Source organism: Lelliottia nimipressuralis, from assembly GCF_004115925.1.
Lineage (GTDB): Bacteria > Pseudomonadota > Gammaproteobacteria > Enterobacterales > Enterobacteriaceae > Enterobacter > Enterobacter nimipressuralis.
Window position 1 is genome coordinate 226,151 of sequence record NZ_SDDX01000001.1, and the last position, 17,325, is coordinate 243,475.

Genomic DNA, 17,325 nt, shown 5'->3' on the forward strand with positions numbered 1-17,325 from the left:
GGGCTTTTCTTATCAATTACTTCTTCCCAACTGACCGCTGCTATACACTTAACAAAGAGATCGGTAGTAGAGGGTTAGATATGAGACCGCACATTGAAGTTGTCCTCGGGGACATCACCACGCAGCACGTTGATGTCATTGTCAATGCCGCCAATCCATCCCTGATGGGCGGTGGCGGCGTCGACGGTGCCATTCATCGTGCCGCCGGGCCACAGCTGCTGGAAGCCTGTAAAATTGTTCGTCAGCAGCAGGGTGAGTTAGCGCCAGGACATGCGGTGATTACGATTGCAGGCGATCTGCCTGCCAAAGCAGTTATTCACGCGGTAGGCCCGGTCTGGCAGGGCGGAGAGCATCATGAGGCGCGAAGCCTGGAAGATGCCTATCTGAATTGTCTGCGTCTGGCGGCCGCCAATGGCTATCAAACTATCGCCTTCCCGGCGATCAGCACCGGTGTCTACGGTTTTCCCAAGGCTGCTGCGGCGGCCATCGCGGTGACGACGGTTTCAGACTATCTCACCCGCAAGCCGTTACCGGAACGGGTATACTTTGTTTGCTATGATGACGAAAATGCCCGACTTTACCAACGACTCCTTACCCAGCGAGGAGAGGATCTCGACGCATAACACGCGACTCGGGCGTGCTATCGCGCCCGTCAATGCCGAACATCCGGGGATGTGTGGGCTGCTTCCTCTGGATGACAGCCTGGACGCGTTTGCCTGCCGCTACAGGCTTGCGGAAATGGCCGAGAAGACGCTGGATGTGCAGTACTACATCTGGGAAGACGATATGTCGGGGCGTCTGCTGTTTTCCGTGCTACTCGCTGCGGCATCGCGCGGCGTGCGGGTCAGGCTCTTGCTTGACGACAACAATACGCAGGGACTGGATGCTATCCTGCGCTTGCTCGATTCCCATCCCAATATCGACGTCCGGCTGTTTAACCCTTTCTCTTTCCGCACCCTGCGCGCGCTGGGTTATCTCACCGATTTCGCCCGACTTAACCGCCGAATGCACAATAAAAGTTTCACCGTCGACGGTGAAGCGACGATTGTGGGGGGCCGAAATGTCGGGGATGCCTATTTTGGGGCAGGGGAGGCGCCGCTCTTTTCCGATCTGGATGTGATGGCCATCGGGCCTGTGGTGGCGGATGTCACGGACGATTTCGAACGCTACTGGAACAGCGCCTGCGTCTCGCCCCTGAAGCAGGTGCTTGAGCTGTCGGAGGAGGAGATTGAAATGCGTCTCCATACGCCGGAAGAGTGGTATCAGAATGACATTACCCAGCGGTACCTGGATAAACTCGAATCTAGCCAGTTCATCACCCGGCTTGAAGCGCGCAATCTGCCGCTTATCTGGGCGAAAACCCGTCTGCTCAGCGATGATCCGCGTAAGGGGCTAGGGCGGGCGAAACGTCATTCCCTGCTGCCGCAGCGTCTGCTGGATGTCATGGGCTCGCCGGTTGAACAGATCGATATTATCTCGTCCTATTTTGTTCCTACACGCGCCGGCGTCGCGCTACTGCTGCAAATGGTGCGCAAGGGCGTCAAAATCGCGATTCTTACCAATTCTCTGGCGGCAAACGACGTGGCGGTGGTGCATGCGGGGTATGCCCGCTGGCGCAAAAAACTGTTGCGTCATGGGATTGAACTCTACGAACTGAAACCGACGCAGGATTTTGTCCCAGGCCTTCGGGATCGCGGCCTGACCGGGAATTCCGGCTCTAGCTTACATGCTAAAACCTTCAGCATTGACAACGAAAAAGTGTTTATCGGCTCGCTGAATTTTGATCCGCGCTCGACGATGCTTAACACCGAAATGGGGTTTGTCATTGAAAGCGAAACCCTGGCGCGCCTGATCCACCGACGTTTTCTGAAAAGTCGTCAGCATGAGGCGTGGCAAATCCGGCTGGATAAATTCGGGCGTTTAAACTGGGTGGAGCAAAAAGAGGGCGAGGAGATTGTCCTCAAGAAAGAGCCGAAAACGCGCTTCTGGCAGCGGGTGCTGGTGCGGCTCGCCTGGTGGCTGCCGGTGGAATGGCTACTGTAGACGCGCCGGAAGCCCGGCGCGACAGGGGCGTTAAGCGGCTTTGACGCTCTCCGCTTTGTTTTGCGGTTTACCGGAAAACAGGAAACGCAGCAGGGGAATTCGCAGATGAATTTCGTACAGCAGGATGGCAATCCCCACCACAAACACCAGACCGGTGAAAAAGCCTAATGCGTTAGAACGAATGTGCGGGGTGATATATGCACCAAAAAAGAGCGTCAGCGGGTGGTGAACCAGATAGATAAACAGCGACGCGTTGACGAAATAGGTCACCCGCGCGGATTTAAAGTTCAGCAGGCGATGCCCCAGCGCAAACACCACGTTCACCATCCACAGCCCCAGCAGCATCGTAATCACGCTTTCTGTTTCGTACATCCACGCATCGCCACTCCCATAACGCTGATTGAGCAGATAGGCCGCAAAGGCGAGGGCTGAACCGACGGCGCACCATGGAGATGGCGTGGTGAACAGCGCTTTGAGCTTCGGCGAGATGAACGCCAGCGCACCCAGCATAAAGAAGGGGATGTAGAACAGGGTTTGCATCACGACGAAGTTAAACAGCCCATCGCTCAGTACTGGCGGATAAACCAAAAACAGAATACGGCGAATCGCGCCGTAAGCGATACCCAGCACCAGGAATAGCAGAGAGAGCTTGCCATAGGTGAGGTGGGGGAAATGCGATTCGTGATGTCGGCTAAGATGGCGGCGCAACTTGCTGAAAATCCACAGGCTCACGGTCGTCATCACCACCAGCACCAGCAGGAACCACAGGTGCGAAACCAGCTCCCAGACCAGGGTGTTGTATTTTTCATACAGCGACAGGTTTTGCCAGTTATCCGCTTTGCCTTTTACGTACTGCAACATGATGAACTGGGGCAGTGTCAGCAGCGGGATGGCGGTCAACATCGGAATGCCGACGCGCTCGACGCGCACTTTCCACCAGCGCTTCATCGGATAGCGCAAAAACAGCATGTAGGAGAAATAGCCAGAAATGACGAAGAACACCTGCATGCGGAAGGAGTGAATAAAATCGTTAAACAGTGTCAGCCACCATGAGGGCTCTATACTGTTAACGTGCCAGGTGTGGCTGGAGTAAATCAGTGAGATGTGAAATGGGATCCCCAATAGCATCAGCCATGCCCGGATCGAGTCGAGGAAATATTCACGTTGTACAGGTACAGTGGTCATATAACTTTGTGCATTCTCAGACTTTTCGCCTTATCCATAAGGCTAATAGTGGTTACATTCGAAGCCAACCCTACACCAAGACCGACACCCTGTCTCCAGGATAAGCACGCAAAGTGAAGAGTGGGTTCTTCTCGTTGCTTAATCCATGAGCCAGCCGCTGAACAAAGCAGTGATAATGTTGTCGGATTGCCTGAATTTCCAGTAAAATGGATCGGATCGAATTAAGCACACAAAGGGGGAAGTGCTTACTTATTATGAAACATAAACCACAAATGATGAAAATGCGTTGGTTAGGTGCAGCAGTATTGTTGTCACTGTATACCTCTTCTGCATGGTCTTTTTCCATCGATGATGTCGCAAAACAGGCAAAATCGCTGGCCGACAAAGGCTATGAGGCGCCAAAAAGTAACCTGCCCTCCGTTTTCCGCGACATGAAATATGCGGACTATCAGCAGATCCAGTTCAATCACGATAAAGCGTACTGGAACAACATTAAAACCCCGTTCAAGCTTGAGTTTTATCATCAGGGTATGTATTTCGACACCCCGGTTGCCATCAATGAGGTGACGGCTACTGCGGTGCGTAAGATCAAATACAACCCGGATTATTTTAATTTTGGCGATGTGAAACACGATAAAGACACCGTTAAAGACCTGGGATTTGCAGGCTTTAAAGTGCTTTACCCCATCAACAGCAAAGATAAAAACGACGAAATTGTCAGCATGCTGGGGGCCAGCTATTTTCGCGTGATTGGTTCCGGCCAGGTTTACGGTCTCTCTGCGCGTGGTCTGGCAATCGACACGGCGCTGCCGTCTGGTGAAGAATTCCCGCGTTTTCGTGAGTTCTGGATCGAGCGTCCAAAACCGACGGACAAACGCCTGACTATCTACGCACTGCTGGACTCCCCGCGTGCAACCGGTGCCTACCGTTTTGTGATCATTCCAGGTCGTGACTCGGTTATCGACGTTCAGTCCAAAGTTTACCTGCGCGACAAAGTGGGCAAACTGGGCGTTGCGCCACTAACCAGTATGTTCCTGTTCGGGCCGAACCAGCCGTCTCCTGCGACCAACTTCCGCCCGGAACTGCACGACTCCAACGGCCTGTCTATTCTTGCGGGTAACGGCGAGTGGATCTGGCGTCCGCTGAACAACCCGAAACACCTGGCGGTCAGCAGCTTTGCGATGGAAAACCCGCAGGGCTTTGGTCTTCTCCAGCGCGGTCGTCAGTTCTCTCGCTTTGAAGATCTCGACGATCGTTACGATCTGCGTCCAAGCGCCTGGGTCACACCGAAAGGGGACTGGGGTAAAGGGAAAGTCGAGCTGGTTGAAATTCCAACCAACGATGAAACCAACGACAACATCGTCGCTTACTGGACGCCGGATCAGCTGCCGGAAGCCGGCAAAGAGATGAACTTCAAGTACACCATCACCTTCAGCCGCGATGAAGACAAACTGCATGCGCCGGACAACGCGTATGTGATGCAGACGCGTCGCTCAACGGGCGATGTGAAGCAGTCTAATCTCATTCGCCAGCCTGATGGTACCGTGGCGTTTGTGGTCGACTTCGCCGGTCAGGATATGAAAAAACTGACGCCGGATACGCCCGTCACGGCGCAAACCAGCATCGGTGACAATGGTGAAATCGTTGAGAGCACCGTGCGTTACAACCCGGTAACTAAAGGGTGGCGTTTAACCCTGCGCGTAAAAGTGAAAGATCCTAAACAGACCACTGAAATGCGCGCTGCGCTGGTCAATGCCGATCAGCCGCTGAGTGAAACCTGGAGCTATCAGCTACCTGCCAATGAATAATACATCTGAATATATCGATGCCATGCCGCTGACAGATATTGAGAAAGCGGCGCTGCCTAAGAGCGACATCCGCGCGGTTCATACCGCGCTGGATGGCGAGCATCACGAATTTACCCGTGATGACGATACGCCACTGGGTTCCGTCAAGGCGCGTCTGGAGCAGGCCTGGCCGGATTCGCTGGCAGAAGGGCAGCTGGTTAAAGACGATGAGGGACGCACCCAGCTGCAGGCTATGCCGAAAGCGACGCGCTCTTCCATGTTCCCGGACCCGTGGCGCACCAACCCGGTGGGCCGCTTCTGGGATCGTCTTCGCGGTCGCGATGTGGCGCCGCGCTATTTGTCTCGCCTGACCAAAGAACAGCAGGCGTCTGAGCAGAAGTGGCGTACCGTCGGCACCCTTCGTCGTTACACCCTGCTGGTTCTGACCCTGGCACAGACCGTGGTCGCCACCTGGTACATGAAAACCATCCTGCCTTATCAGGGCTGGACGCTGATCAATCCGGCCGACATGGTAGGACAGGATCTGTGGGTCTCCTTCATGCAGCTCCTGCCGTACATTCTGCAAAGCGGGATCCTCCTGCTGTTTGCGGTGTTGTTCTGCTGGGTCTCCGCCGGTTTCTGGACCGCGCTGATGGGCTTCCTGCAACTGCTGATGGGGCGTGACAAATACAGCATTTCAGCGTCGACGGTCGGGGATGAAGCCTTAAATCCCGAGCACCGCACTGCGCTGATCATGCCTATCTGTAACGAAGACGTTGACCGCGTATTCGCGGGTCTGCGCGCGACCTGGGAGTCTGTAAAGGCGACCGGCAACGCCGAGCATTTTGACGTCTACATCCTGAGCGACAGCTACAACCCGGACATCTGCGTGGCTGAGCAAAAAGCGTGGATGGAACTCATCGCGGAAGTGCAGGGCGAAGGGCAGATTTTCTACCGTCGCCGCCGTCGTCGTGTGAAGCGTAAAAGCGGTAACATCGATGACTTCTGCCGCCGCTGGGGTAATCAGTACAGCTACATGGTGGTGCTGGACGCCGACTCCGTGATGACCGGTGAGTGTCTGACTGGCCTGGTGCGCCTGATGGAAGCGAACCCGAACGCCGGGATCATTCAGTCATCGCCGAAAGCCTCCGGTATGGACACGCTGTATGCGCGCTGTCAGCAGTTTGCTACCCGCGTTTACGGTCCGCTATTTACCGCCGGTTTGCACTTCTGGCAGCTAGGTGAATCCCACTACTGGGGCCACAACGCCATTATTCGTGTGCAGCCGTTCATCGAACACTGTGCGCTGGCACCGCTGCCGGGCGAAGGCTCGTTTGCGGGTTCCATTTTGTCTCACGACTTCGTGGAAGCTGCGCTGATGCGCCGCGCAGGCTGGGGCGTGTGGATTGCCTACGATCTGCCTGGCTCCTATGAAGAACTGCCGCCGAACCTGCTGGATGAGTTAAAGCGTGACCGCCGCTGGTGTCACGGCAACCTGATGAACTTCCGTCTGTTCCTGGTCAAAGGGATGCACCCGGTTCACCGCGCCGTGTTCCTGACGGGGGTAATGTCTTATCTGTCTGCGCCGCTGTGGTTTATGTTCCTGGCCCTGTCGACCGCACTTCAGGTTGTCCATGCCCTGACCGAACCGCAGTACTTCCTGCAACCGCGCCAGCTGTTCCCGGTGTGGCCGCAGTGGCGTCCTGAACTGGCGATTGCGCTGTTTGCGTCAACCATGGTGCTGCTGTTCCTGCCTAAGCTGCTGAGTATCATTCTTATCTGGTGCAAAGGCTCGAAAGAGTTTGGTGGCTTCTGTCGCGTGACGCTTTCCCTGCTGCTCGAAGTGCTGTTCTCCGTGCTGCTGGCCCCGGTACGTATGTTGTTCCACACGGTGTTTGTGGTCAGCGCGTTCCTCGGTTGGGAAGTGGTCTGGAACTCGCCGCAGCGTGATGATGACTCCACGCCGTGGAGCGAAGCCTTTATGCGTCATGGCTCGCAGATGCTGCTGGGTCTGGTGTGGGCTGCCGGAATGGCGTGGCTAGATTTACGCTTCCTGTTCTGGCTGGCGCCGATTGTGTTCTCGCTGATCCTGTCGCCGTTTGTCTCCGTGATTTCCAGCCGTTCTACGGTGGGGTTACGTACCAAACGCTGGAAACTGTTCCTGATCCCGGAAGAGTACTCCCCGCCGCAGGTGCTGGTGGATACCGACAAGTATCTGGCAATGAACCGCAGTCGCTCGCTGGACGATGGCTTTATTCACGCGGTGTTTAACCCGTCGTTTAACGCCCTGGCCACCGCAATGGCAACGGCGCGTCACCGTGCAAGCCAGGTGCTGGAGATCGCCCGCGATCGCCACATCGAGCAGGCGCTCAACGAAACGCCGGAAAAATTGAACCGCGACCGCCGTCTGGTGCTGTTAAGCGATCCTGTGACGATGGCGCGTTTGCACTACCGCGTATGGTCCTCTCCGGAGAGATACTCTTCGTGGGTGAACTACTACTCGACGATAAAGCTGAACCCGCTGGCCCTGAAGGCGAAGTAAGCCGAACGAAAATAAAAATACCGGCCAAGGCCGGTATTTTTTTATATGAGGTTTGAATGCGAATACTCATCGTGGTGATGATGGCGCTGCTGCTGAGCGGCTGCGGCAGCATTATCAGCCGTACCATTCCCGGTCAGGGCCATGGCAACCAGTATTATCCCGGAGTGCAATGGGACGTTCGTGACTCCGCATGGCGTTATGTCACGATTATCGATCTGCCGTTCTCGCTGGTGTTCGACACGCTGTTACTGCCCATCGACGCCCAGCATGGCCCTTACGAATAGGGCTGATTAACGCTCGTCCCACTCATCCGCTGCGGTTTGCCCCTCTTCGGTATCCAGCGGCGGCTCAAGCTGAAACTCACCCTCATCCCATTCATGGAGGGTGTTTTCTTCCTGCCACTCCTGACGCAGTTCGATCTCTTCATAATCACCGTCGAACACCGCCTGAGCTGCTTGACCACTCAGCACGGGCAGGCATTCACCGTCTTCCCCCTCGTCTGCAAAGAATTCGGCCTGCCACATGATATCGCCATCCTGCAGGACATATTTTTGGATATTGAGTTGTTGGATGTCCGCATCTTCTTCCTCGACGTTGGTGTTGTCGGCGAGGAACTCTTCACGGGCGGCATCAATCGCTTCTTCCAGCGTGGCATACATGGTCATCGGTTTCTCCCTGTGATTCGCAGTGGTGTTCAGGGAAAGAATAGCTGATTCTCTGATTTTGCAAGTATGAATGGGGCAATAAGTTGTCAGGAGGATGCATTAAGGGCAGGCCGCGAGGCGCGGGCCAGGCTCCACCAGGAGTAAATGGCATTAAACAGTACGACGCTTGCCGTCACAATAAAGACCGCGCGGAAGCCAAAGCTGGCGGAGATCCCGGCGCCGACCAGTGGGCCGGTGACGTTACCAATATCGCGAAATGACTGGTTATAGCTGAAGATTCGCCCGGCGATTTGGTTTGTCGAATTGTAGACCAGCAGGGTTTGCACTGCCGGAAGCAGTGCGCCGTCAGCGGCGCCCAGTAAAAAGCGCAGCACGCCGAGTTGCCACGGCGTTTGGACGAAGGACATCGGGATCAGCAGCAGAACCGAGATCACCAGCGCGGCAATCAGGATCTTCTCCGGGCCGATACGATCGCCGAGCTTCCCGAGACGCGGTGCGCTCAGCAGCGCTGCAACGCCCGGCACGGAGGCAATCATGCCGCTGATAAACGCGATATTGCTGACATTCCCGGCCAGTTCGCGCACGTACAGCGTCAAAATCGGGGCGATCGATCCGGTCGCCACCTGGATAATCATCGTCGTCACGAACAGGCTCAACACCAGTTTCGGATTTTTCAGCGAGCCAATAACATCGCGCGCATGCAGCATCTCTTTTTTCGACACCGGCGTGAAGTTTTCGCGAATAAAGAACGCCGTCAGCAGGAAGCAGGCAAAGAGCACGCTGGCGGTGATGAAAAACACGGGACGCAATCCGTAGGTATCGGCCATCAGCCCCCCGGCGAGCGGACCTAACAGTGCGCCACTGACGCCGCCGGTCGATAAGGTGCCGAGCGCCCAACCGCTTTTATGGCGAGGAATTTGCGTGGCGATAAGGGCGTTAGCGTTAGGGACAAATCCACCTAACAGGCCCAGCAGCGCACGCAAAATCAGGAACTGCCAGATATTCTGCGCCATCCCCATCAGTACCATGATAATCGCCATCCCGAGCGCAGAACGCAACAGCATGATCTTGCGCCCCTTGCGGTCGGCAAGCCCGCCCCAGAAAGGGGAGGCAATGGCTGAGAAAAGGAAAGTGATACTGAAAACCAGACCGGACCACATATTCAGTGCGCTATGGCCCGTCACGCCGAGTTGCTCGACATACAGCGGCAGGAAAGGCATCACCAGGCTAAATCCGGCTCCGGTTAAAAAACAGCCGAGCCAGGCCACGACGAGGTTACGTTTCCAGTTTATGGGGGCATCTGAGGGCGACATAGCATTCCGCATTGCGATAAAAGACGATAGTAAGCTTGCTAATTATGCGCCTGGGGGATGATTGCTGCAATGCGAAGGGCTTTTAAAGCTAAAAGCGATGCGGCCTGAACGACCGCAAGGAGGTTAGTTAGTAGCGGGAAGGCATGCCTTGTGGGCGTGTCTTGAAGCGGCGATGCAGCCACATATACTGCTCCGGCGCGTGCATGATGCATTGCTCAATGATGCCGTTCATCCAACGGGCCGTGGTTTCTGCATCATCCAGCGGCGGCGTGCGCTCTGGCTCAAGCATCATCAGCTCGTAGCCTTTTCCGTCAGGTTTACGACGCGGAACAAATGGCACAACGGCGGCTTTAGACATACGGGCCAGCATCCAGGTACCGGTGGTGGTCGCCGTTTCCTGAACGGCAAAGAAAGGGACGAACACGCTGGATTGCTTGCCGTAATCGTGGTCAGGGGCATACCAGATGACTTCGCCGTTTTTCAGCGCGCGGATCATCCCTTTGAGGTCTTTACGGTCAATCATGCTCTTATTGGAGCGCATACGGCCCCAGGTTTGCAGAAGATCGATCACCGGATTATCGTTCGGGCGATAGACGCCGATGCCGGGAGCCTGCATGCCAAACATCCTTGCGCCTATTTCGAGCGTCAGGAAGTGAATGCCAATCAGCAGCACGCCGGTTTTTTCCGCCTGCAGGGTATGCACTGGCTCCATGCCTGTTCCGGTCACGTCAAACCAGCGCGCCATACGTTTATCGGGCCAGAACCAGGCCATTCCGGTTTCCATCAGACCCATGCCGACAGATTCGAAATTCTTGCGCAGCATCCGCTCGCGTTCCTGTTCGCCCATGTCTGGAAAACAAAGTTCCAGATTGCGGTTCGCAATCTTGACGCGTCGTTTCATAAAGCGCTGAGCGAGATGACCGAGACCGCAACCGATGCGATAGATCACCGGATAGGGAAGTTGCACCAGCAACCATAAAAGGCCGATGCCGGCCCAGGTTGGCCAGTAACGTGGATGAAGCAACGCCGTTGAAAACTGAGGTAATCGGGTCATGTCTTTCCTGTCTTTTTCGTCCTTATGCCAGCATTCTCGCATTTTTTAAATACATAACCAAAACGAAAGGGCGCCAAATGAACGCTTTTGCAGCAATTGTTGCTACTTTATTTTCTGGATGAGGGAAATGTAGCGCAAAATGTGGGGATGTAAATTCTCATTGTATGCTATATGATGCCGCCGATTTTCTTTCTCTTAACGATTGCAGGAACCGTACACCATGCCAGTGTTACACAACCGCATTTCGAATGAGACCTTGAAAGCACGCATGCTTGCGGAAACCGAAGCGCGTGTAACCATCTCATTCTACAAATATTTTACCATTGAAGAGCCGCAGGTCACCCGCGACGCACTCTATAAAGCTTTCGAGGCGCTAAAGGTGTTTGGCCGCGTTTATCTGGCTCATGAAGGGATCAACGCGCAGATCAGCGTGCCAGAAAGTAAAGTAAACGCCTTCCGCGATTTTCTTTATGGTTTTGATCCCGCTCTCAACAATGTTCGTTTGAACGTTGCCCTCGATGATGACGGGAAATCCTTCTGGGTGCTGCGCATGAAAGTGCGTGAGCGCATCGTGGCCGACGGCATCGACGATCCGACGTTCAACGCCGCTGATGTCGGCGAATATCTGAAAGCGGCAGAAGTGAACGCCATGCTGGACGATCCTGATGCCGTGTTTATCGATATGCGCAACCACTACGAATATGAAGTAGGCCATTTCGAAAACGCGCTGGAAATCCCGGCGGACACATTCCGCGAGCAGCTGCCGAAAGCCGTGGAGATGATGCAGGAACACAAAGATAAAAAAATTGTGATGTACTGCACCGGCGGAATTCGCTGTGAAAAAGCCAGCGCCTTTATGAAACACAGCGGTTTCAATAAAGTCTGGCATATCGAAGGCGGGATTATTGAGTACGCCCGTCGCGCGCGTGAGCAGGGCCTGCCGGTGCGTTTTATCGGTAAGAACTTCGTCTTTGACGAGCGTATGGGCGAGCGCATCTCCGAAGATGTGATCGCGCACTGTCATCAGTGCGGTACGCCGTGTGACACCCACACCAACTGCAAAAATGATGGCTGCCATCTGCTGTTTATTCAGTGTCCGAGCTGTGCCGAGAAGTTTAGAGGCTGCTGTAGCGAGCTGTGTAGCGAAGAGAGCGTACTGCCTGAAGAAGAGCAGCGCCGCCGTCGCGCAGGGCGAGAAAACGGCAACAAGATTTTCAATAAATCGCGTGGTCGTCTGAATACCAAACTGGGCATCCCTGACCCGGAATAAATAAGAAATCCCGGCGCAAAATGCGGCCGGGATTTTTTTTATCAGGACTTCTGCTGCACGCCTTCCACGGAAATAATCAGATCCACTTCCTGCGATGCCGGGCCTAAATCGGTGGTGATGTTGAAATCTTTCAGACGGATTTTACCCTCAGCCTCAAAGCCAGCGCGTTTGCCGCCCCACGGATCATCCCCCTGACCAATGAGTTTCGCATCGAGGGTGACAGGTTTCGTCACGCCGTTCAGGGTCAGATTGCCGGTGATATCCAGATCATCTCCGTCCTTTTTCACTTCCGTTGAGGTAAATGTCGCCTGCGGGAATTTCGCCACGTTGAGGAAATCCGCGCTGCGCAGATGTTTATCACGCTCTGCGTGGTTGGTATCGAGGCTGTTGGTATTGATGGTCACATTCACTTTATCGGCGGCGGGATTTTTCTCGTCAAAGGTAAAAGTGCCGTCGAAATCTTTAAAGGTGCCATACAGCCAGCTGTAGCCCAGATGCTGAATACGGAAATTCACGAAGGCGTGCTGGCCCTCTTTATCAATTTTGTAATCAGCGGCCACGGCGGAGCCTGTGACAAATACCAAAGAACCTAACGCGATACCCAGCAGGTGTTTTTTCATTTTATGCTCCAGAGTCTACAGACGATCGGCCCAGCATGCGCTTGAGCGTGGCGTCTTTATCGATGAAATGATGTTTAAGGGCCGCAAGGCCGTGCAGGACAGATAAAATCACGACACCCCAGGCAAGCCAGAGATGCACCTGGCCCGCCAAATCGGCCTGGGAACCGGCATCCGCCAGGGTAGCCGGAACCTCAAAGAGACCAAAGACGCTGATCGGTTTACCATCGGCGGTCGAAATCAGATACCCGCTAATCAAAATGGCAAACAGCAGGCCATACAGGGCGATGTGAGCGGCGATGGCGCTCAGTCGCGTCAATTTGCTGTAGCTTTTTAGCGCCGGTGGAGGAGGGGAAATGTGACGCCAGACAATACGAACCACCAGGCTCATCATCAACAGGATGCCAATGCTTTTGTGCAGTTCAGGCGCCTGGTGATACCAGCCGTCGTAATAGCTAAGCGTCACCATCCACAACCCTAAGCCGAACATGCCATAAACCGCGAGAGCAATTAACCAGTGCAAGCACATGGATATTATTCCATAGCGTGCAGAAGAATTACGCAGCTGCATAATGATGACCATCCCTAATTAATTTGAAGGGTAAAAATGGCCTGTGAAAAGGTTTATTGCAACTGATATTTAAGCATTAGGAATATTCATTTTTTTATTTCAATATTTTTGATTGTGTAACGCGATTCTGATTCAATTCATTCGTGCTTAAGTGGCTGTTCTTAGGTGGGAAAGGGTTTTCTGGGGTTGTGTGGCAATCAAAATATTTGCGGCCAGATTAAGATAATATAAAGTATTGTCAATTATCGTCAGCGTGTCTTTTCAGAAAAATACAATATAAATAACATCGATGATGGCAAGCATTGACCATAGAAAAATATAGAGCATCAAATGCTCGCGAATATTGTTTACCAGATAATCAAAGATCCTGCGCATTATCTCTGTCCGACGATATAAAGAGAAAGGCCCCGACGGGTCGGAGCCTGAAAAGAGGATTATCCGCCAAAACGCGCGAGAGAGAAGGGGGCCAGATCAAACTGCGGAGTGATACCCTGCGCAAACTGCGCGGCGATTTCACCCAGCACAGAGGCGAATTTAAACCCGTGTCCGCTTAGCCCGGTGATCAGCAGCGTATTGTCGTGGCCCGGAAGCGTATCGATAATGAAATCTTCATCCGGGGTGTTGTCGTACGTACAGGCGGCACCGTACAGCAGCCCGCCGACGCCTGGCAGCACATTACGCAGGAAGTTGAACGCCTCGGAACCATCGCCCGGCAAAGCACCGAACGCTTTGCGCTCCTCCGGGGAGGAGATGATCTGCCCGCCGTTATGCTTACCAATCTTGAGCGCGTCTTTTTCAGACGGGAAGCCGTAAAACTGATCGCCATTCGGCAGCTCGCCGGTAAAGGCCGGGAATTTATTCTGGGTGCTGAAACGCCCGTCGGCCTGGAACCAGGAGAAGACTTTACGCACCGGCTGAACCGGCAGCTCAGGCATCAGTTTCGTGACCCATGTTCCGGCACTGACCAGCAGGCGGGAGGCGGTATAAGGCCCTTCCGGTGTCTCAACGGTAACACCGTCGTCATTGTGCTGGATTGCCGTGACCGGGCAGTTAAAGAGCTGGGCGCAACCCGCTTTTTCCGCGAGGGAGACCCAGGTTTTGATGGCGGTTTCACAATGCAGTACGCCGGAGCTGGCTTCAAAGAGTCCGATGTAATCCTCGGGAACCGTGATCTCTGGCCAGCGTTTCATGACGGCGGTGGCGTCGAGGCGTTCTACGTCGAGATTGAATTCGCGGGCACTGTGCTCCACGTTCGCCAGGAATTCCGAGTGCGCAGGACCCAGGTTCACCACGCCCGTGCGCTCGAAAATTTTATCTTCGGTCAGGGCTGATAATTCATCCCAGAGTTGTTGCGCCCTCAGTACCAGCGGAACGTAGCGCTCGCCTTCGCCATAGGCATGGCGGATGAGGCGGGTGTCGCCGTGATGGCTCCCCTCAGCATGCGGAGGAAGGTGGGAATCAATCATCAGCACGTTCAGGCCAGCAAGAGTTGCGTAATAACCCGCAGCAGAGCCTACGGAGCCGCTGCCTAAAATAATCAAGTCGTATTTCATGAGAATCTCTTAAACCAGGACTTAAGTTTGCAGAGTAAATAAGATGAAAGGCTTATTCAAGGGAGAAATAAATGAGGCACCCCTTAGGTGCCTGTTGAGTGAATGTAGGGCATAAAATTAATGCCGACGATACTCATTTTCCTGGTAGTCGCCAGACTCTATTTTGGCAATACCTGCCTCTAAAATAGAAATAAACTGACGGGCGACATCTGTGGTCAGCCACAGTGTCTGTCCAACTTCCGCTTCTTCACGGCTAGGCTGATTCGGGGTCTGGTAGTGCAAACGCAGCATCAGCGCATCGTAGCTGTCTACGGTACTGATGTCCCATCCGACAAGTGGATGAGTCTGGATGACTTCATTATTCTTTTCCATCATAACCCCCGTAATACGTGTGAGAAGACAACGACTGTGAGGTTCAATGCGTGTTTTTCTGAAGCAACTTCAGTATATCAATAAATAAGGGATATGAAGGGAAAAATAAACAGGCGGCAACCTAAATTTCTGCTTTTTAGGATTGTTTGAACAATAAAACGCCATCTTATTCACGTTTTTTTAAGAAGATACGCAATTAATTTGAACTTATTTAATCGGCATAAAAAAAGCCGGGGCGACCCGGCAAAAAATGACAATGAGGGAGTTTGAATTAATCGGTGATGAACCAGTCGTCGGCGCTTTCCCAGGTTTCTTGCAGGATTTCGCTAATGCGATCTTTATCCTCTTTTGCCCCACCGAGGACGGAAAGATTGTTCGCGGAGGCGTAACGGACGGTGACAGCCCCTTCCTGATCGGGGAACGTGCTGTTGATGCGACGGGAGAGTTCTCCGGCCAGCGCATCCAGCGCGCCAGCAGGCAAAGTGGTTGTTTTGGCGATAGTCACTTCGATACGCATAATTGCCCCCTGTGTAATATACTGTTTATTTATACAGGTATTATATTGAACTTACAACAGGGGGCGATAAAAAATTACTGTTTAACCGTCCAGTTAACGGTTTCACCGGCCAGGAACGGGATCAGCGTGTCGTCTGTCAGGGCGATAGTATCGACGACCTGGCTCTGTTTGCGTTCCAGCTCGATAAAGGTTTCATTCACCGGCAGGCCGTAGAAGCGCGGGCCGTTCAGGGAACAGAAGGCTTCGAAGTGCTCCAGCGCGCCCATCTCTTCAAATACCGTGGCGTAGCTGGCCAGCGCCGTTGGGGCGTTGAAACAGCCCGCACAGCCGCAGCTGGCCTCTTTACGGTGACGCGCGTGCGGGGCGGAGTCGGTTCCGAGGAAGGCGCGGCTAAAACCGCTGGCAACGAGTTCACGCAGCGCCTGCTGGTGGATATTGCGCTTGAGGATCGGCAGGCAGTACAGGTGAGGGCGCACACCGCCGACCAGCATGTGGTTACGGTTGAACATCAGGTGCTGAGGGGTGATTGTCGCGGCGAGCAGATCGTTGCCGTCGCGCACATACTCGGCAGCATCTTTGGTAGTGATGTGCTCAAAAACCACTTTTAGCCCCTGCAGACGCTGGCGCAGCGGTTCCATCACGGTCTCGATAAAGCGCGCTTCACGGTCAAAAATATCGATATCGGGGTGCGTCACTTCGCCGTGGATAAGCAGCGGCATGCCCAGTTTTTCCATGCGTTCCAGGACCGGCATAATGGCATCCGTGCTGGTCACACCGTGGCTGGAGTTGGTGGTGGCATTGGCCGGGTAGAGTTTGGCGGCAGTAAACACGCCTTCATTAAAGCCGCGTTCGACTTCGTTCGGGTCGAGCGAATCGGTGAGGTAGCAGGTCATCAGCGGGGTAAAATCATGGCCTGCCGGAACGGCGTCGAGAATGCGCTGACGGTAGGCAATTGCGGCATCAACGGTGGTGACTGGTGGAACCAGGTTAGGCATGACAATCGCGCGGCCATAGATTTCGCTGGTGTAAGGGACAACGGTTTTCAGCATGTCGCCATCGCGCAGATGGATATGCCAGTCGTCAGGGCGGCGGATTTTCAGAACCTGGGGATGTGCAGTCATTGATATGCTCCGGCTTATCAGGAATCAGTCATAAGGATGGCTGTTTTTGCCGGACACAAATCATAAGGGGAAACGTTTTCGTTTGCACACATTTCCGTTAAATAGCAGTGTAAAAAAAGGGCGCACACGGCGCCCTCTCGGTTAATTCGTAAACGGGATGATAATTTCACCCGGTTTCACTTCAATCCCCTTGGCGTATTTCTTCGCCAGCGCTTCACCTTTGCTTCTGTCCTCGCTCAGCACATAGGCAGGCTGCTGATTGAAATAGTTCCGCAGCGACTGGTTCAGATACGGCATCAGGGTTTGCAGCACCGGTTTCATTTTCTCCGGCGTCACTTCGGCATCCACGATCTCCATTTCCTGAAGATAGATGGCCCCTTTCTCTTTGTTAAAGACCGGCAGCGCTTTCAGTTTCAGCTTAATGTTCGCTTTCTGGCTGCCAAACAGGGAGTTCATATCCAGTTTGGCGTCGCCGGAGAGCGTGACTTTATTCGGCTCTTCGCGGCCAATCTGGCTGACGAGTTGATTGAGTACGATATGGGCATCGGCAACGCCGGGCACACCGATATCTTTGGAGAAGTTATTGTGTTTTTCCAGCGCCTGATTAATTTCCTGCTCACTAACGCTGTATTGCGTAAGCTGGTTACAACCGACCAGCAGGCCGCTGATAACTAACGCAGCAGCAATGACAATCTTTTTCATGGGGTTCCTCAAC

Annotated in this window: 18 protein-coding genes; 6 read left to right on the top strand and 12 right to left on the bottom strand. The window is 53.9% G+C overall.

Translation table 11 applies throughout. The annotated features are described in order from the left end of the window. Positions 1–80 precede the first annotated feature (80 nt). Together ymdB and ETG88_RS01045 are read left to right on the top strand one after the other, a co-directional pair. Positions 81–623, top strand: coding sequence for an O-acetyl-ADP-ribose deacetylase (gene ymdB, locus ETG88_RS01040; protein WP_129034371.1), 543 nt, complete (start codon positions 81–83; stop codon positions 621–623). After that, positions 559–2,043 (top strand): phospholipase D family protein, encoded by a 1,485-nt coding sequence (locus ETG88_RS01045; protein WP_164971750.1) that lies wholly within the window; start codon positions 559–561, stop codon positions 2,041–2,043. Before ymdB ends, ETG88_RS01045 begins: the two co-directional genes overlap by 65 nt. A gap of 30 nt (positions 2,044–2,073) precedes the next feature. Here the strand turns inward: ETG88_RS01045 and mdoC are convergent, their stop codons facing one another. Further along, positions 2,074–3,228, bottom strand: coding sequence for a glucans biosynthesis protein MdoC (mdoC, locus tag ETG88_RS01050; protein WP_129034373.1), 1,155 nt, complete (start codon positions 3,226–3,228; stop codon positions 2,074–2,076). 272 nt (positions 3,229–3,500) lie between these two features. On the opposite strand from mdoC, the gene mdoG reads away from it, so the two are divergent. The 3 genes from mdoG to ETG88_RS01070 are packed head-to-tail and all read left to right on the top strand — an operon-like array spanning position 3,501 to position 7,841. Beyond that, on the top strand, positions 3,501–5,036 hold the full coding sequence (gene mdoG, locus ETG88_RS01060) for a glucans biosynthesis protein MdoG (protein WP_100780903.1): 1,536 nt from the start codon (positions 3,501–3,503) through the stop codon (positions 5,034–5,036). Further along, positions 5,029–7,557 (top strand): glucans biosynthesis glucosyltransferase MdoH, encoded by a 2,529-nt coding sequence (gene mdoH / locus ETG88_RS01065; RefSeq protein WP_129034374.1) that lies wholly within the window; start codon positions 5,029–5,031, stop codon positions 7,555–7,557. Before mdoG ends, mdoH begins: the two co-directional genes overlap by 8 nt. Positions 7,558–7,613: 56 nt before the next feature. Further along, entirely contained in the window at positions 7,614–7,841 is a 228-nt protein-coding gene (locus tag ETG88_RS01070; RefSeq protein WP_100780622.1) for a YceK/YidQ family lipoprotein, read from the top strand. A gap of 6 nt (positions 7,842–7,847) precedes the next feature. On the opposite strand, the gene ETG88_RS01075 is transcribed toward ETG88_RS01070, so the two are convergent. The 3 genes from ETG88_RS01075 to ETG88_RS01085 all read right to left on the bottom strand — a co-directional run bounded on the left by ETG88_RS01075 (position 7,848) and on the right by ETG88_RS01085 (position 10,589). Then, positions 7,848–8,222 (bottom strand): MysB family protein, encoded by a 375-nt coding sequence (locus ETG88_RS01075; protein WP_100780621.1) that lies wholly within the window; start codon positions 8,220–8,222, stop codon positions 7,848–7,850. 86 nt (positions 8,223–8,308) lie between these two features. Then, positions 8,309–9,535, bottom strand: a complete 1,227-nt coding sequence (mdtG, locus tag ETG88_RS01080; protein ID WP_100780620.1) for a multidrug efflux MFS transporter MdtG — start codon at positions 9,533–9,535, stop codon at positions 8,309–8,311. 127 nt (positions 9,536–9,662) lie between these two features. Beyond that, a complete protein-coding gene (locus ETG88_RS01085; protein WP_102105553.1) occupies positions 9,663–10,589 on the bottom strand; it encodes a Kdo(2)-lipid IV(A) acyltransferase in 927 nt (308 codons plus the stop codon). Between the two features lie 220 nt (positions 10,590–10,809). Between ETG88_RS01085 and trhO the strand changes: the two genes are divergently transcribed. Next, on the top strand, positions 10,810–11,859 hold the full coding sequence (trhO, locus tag ETG88_RS01090; RefSeq protein ID WP_100780618.1) for an oxygen-dependent tRNA uridine(34) hydroxylase TrhO: 1,050 nt from the start codon (positions 10,810–10,812) through the stop codon (positions 11,857–11,859). A gap of 41 nt (positions 11,860–11,900) precedes the next feature. On the opposite strand, the gene ETG88_RS01095 is transcribed toward trhO, so the two are convergent. The 8 genes from ETG88_RS01095 to ETG88_RS01130 all read right to left on the bottom strand — a co-directional run bounded on the left by ETG88_RS01095 (position 11,901) and on the right by ETG88_RS01130 (position 17,312). Continuing rightward, on the bottom strand, positions 11,901–12,479 hold the full coding sequence (locus tag ETG88_RS01095) for a YceI family protein (RefSeq protein ID WP_102105551.1): 579 nt from the start codon (positions 12,477–12,479) through the stop codon (positions 11,901–11,903). Between the two features lies 1 nt (position 12,480). After that, entirely contained in the window at positions 12,481–13,047 is a 567-nt protein-coding gene (locus tag ETG88_RS01100; RefSeq protein ID WP_102105598.1) for a cytochrome b, read from the bottom strand. A gap of 261 nt (positions 13,048–13,308) precedes the next feature. Then, entirely contained in the window at positions 13,309–13,422 is a 114-nt protein-coding gene (locus ETG88_RS01105) for a YceO family protein (RefSeq protein ID WP_100780616.1), read from the bottom strand. A 59-nt stretch (positions 13,423–13,481) separates the two neighbouring features. Then, the gene (solA, locus tag ETG88_RS01110; protein ID WP_129034375.1) at positions 13,482–14,600 is read right to left on the bottom strand and encodes an N-methyl-L-tryptophan oxidase; all 1,119 of its coding nucleotides are present in this window, start codon (positions 14,598–14,600) and stop codon (positions 13,482–13,484) included. A gap of 117 nt (positions 14,601–14,717) precedes the next feature. Further along, positions 14,718–14,972 (bottom strand): biofilm formation regulator BssS, encoded by a 255-nt coding sequence (bssS, locus tag ETG88_RS01115; protein WP_095281565.1) that lies wholly within the window; start codon positions 14,970–14,972, stop codon positions 14,718–14,720. A 271-nt stretch (positions 14,973–15,243) separates the two neighbouring features. Beyond that, positions 15,244–15,489: a DNA damage-inducible protein I gene (dinI, locus tag ETG88_RS01120; protein WP_100780614.1), complete on the bottom strand. Its 246-nt coding sequence runs from the start codon at positions 15,487–15,489 to the stop codon at positions 15,244–15,246. A 74-nt stretch (positions 15,490–15,563) separates the two neighbouring features. Continuing rightward, positions 15,564–16,610, bottom strand: a complete 1,047-nt coding sequence (pyrC, locus tag ETG88_RS01125) for a dihydroorotase (RefSeq protein WP_129034376.1) — start codon at positions 16,608–16,610, stop codon at positions 15,564–15,566. Between the two features lie 141 nt (positions 16,611–16,751). Continuing rightward, positions 16,752–17,312, bottom strand: coding sequence for a lipoprotein (locus tag ETG88_RS01130; protein WP_100780612.1), 561 nt, complete (start codon positions 17,310–17,312; stop codon positions 16,752–16,754). Positions 17,313–17,325 lie beyond the last annotated feature (13 nt).

What these genes read in the sequence shown, in the direction of transcription:
- mdtG (WP_100780620.1), bottom strand. Translation starts at nt 9,535, where the DNA reads ATGTCGCCCTCAGATGCCCCCATAAACTGGAAACGTAACCTCGTCGTG.
- trhO (WP_100780618.1), top strand. Translation starts at nt 10,810, where the DNA reads ATGCCAGTGTTACACAACCGCATTTCGAATGAGACCTTGAAAGCACGC.
- ETG88_RS01105 (WP_100780616.1), bottom strand. Translation starts at nt 13,422, where the DNA reads ATGCGCAGGATCTTTGATTATCTGGTAAACAATATTCGCGAGCATTTG.
- pyrC (WP_129034376.1), bottom strand. Translation starts at nt 16,610, where the DNA reads ATGACTGCACATCCCCAGGTTCTGAAAATCCGCCGCCCTGACGACTGG.
- mdoH (WP_129034374.1), top strand. Translation starts at nt 5,029, where the DNA reads ATGAATAATACATCTGAATATATCGATGCCATGCCGCTGACAGATATT.
- ETG88_RS01100 (WP_102105598.1), bottom strand. Translation starts at nt 13,047, where the DNA reads ATGCAGCTGCGTAATTCTTCTGCACGCTATGGAATAATATCCATGTGC.
- ymdB (WP_129034371.1), top strand. Translation starts at nt 81, where the DNA reads ATGAGACCGCACATTGAAGTTGTCCTCGGGGACATCACCACGCAGCAC.
- ETG88_RS01075 (WP_100780621.1), bottom strand. Translation starts at nt 8,222, where the DNA reads ATGACCATGTATGCCACGCTGGAAGAAGCGATTGATGCCGCCCGTGAA.
- mdoG (WP_100780903.1), top strand. Translation starts at nt 3,501, where the DNA reads ATGATGAAAATGCGTTGGTTAGGTGCAGCAGTATTGTTGTCACTGTAT.
- ETG88_RS01045 (WP_164971750.1), top strand. Translation starts at nt 559, where the DNA reads ATGACGAAAATGCCCGACTTTACCAACGACTCCTTACCCAGCGAGGAG.
- ETG88_RS01085 (WP_102105553.1), bottom strand. Translation starts at nt 10,589, where the DNA reads ATGACCCGATTACCTCAGTTTTCAACGGCGTTGCTTCATCCACGTTAC.
- mdoC (WP_129034373.1), bottom strand. Translation starts at nt 3,228, where the DNA reads ATGACCACTGTACCTGTACAACGTGAATATTTCCTCGACTCGATCCGG.
- ETG88_RS01130 (WP_100780612.1), bottom strand. Translation starts at nt 17,312, where the DNA reads ATGAAAAAGATTGTCATTGCTGCTGCGTTAGTTATCAGCGGCCTGCTG.
- ETG88_RS01070 (WP_100780622.1), top strand. Translation starts at nt 7,614, where the DNA reads ATGCGAATACTCATCGTGGTGATGATGGCGCTGCTGCTGAGCGGCTGC.
- dinI (WP_100780614.1), bottom strand. Translation starts at nt 15,489, where the DNA reads ATGCGTATCGAAGTGACTATCGCCAAAACAACCACTTTGCCTGCTGGC.
- solA (WP_129034375.1), bottom strand. Translation starts at nt 14,600, where the DNA reads ATGAAATACGACTTGATTATTTTAGGCAGCGGCTCCGTAGGCTCTGCT.
- bssS (WP_095281565.1), bottom strand. Translation starts at nt 14,972, where the DNA reads ATGGAAAAGAATAATGAAGTCATCCAGACTCATCCACTTGTCGGATGG.
- ETG88_RS01095 (WP_102105551.1), bottom strand. Translation starts at nt 12,479, where the DNA reads ATGAAAAAACACCTGCTGGGTATCGCGTTAGGTTCTTTGGTATTTGTC.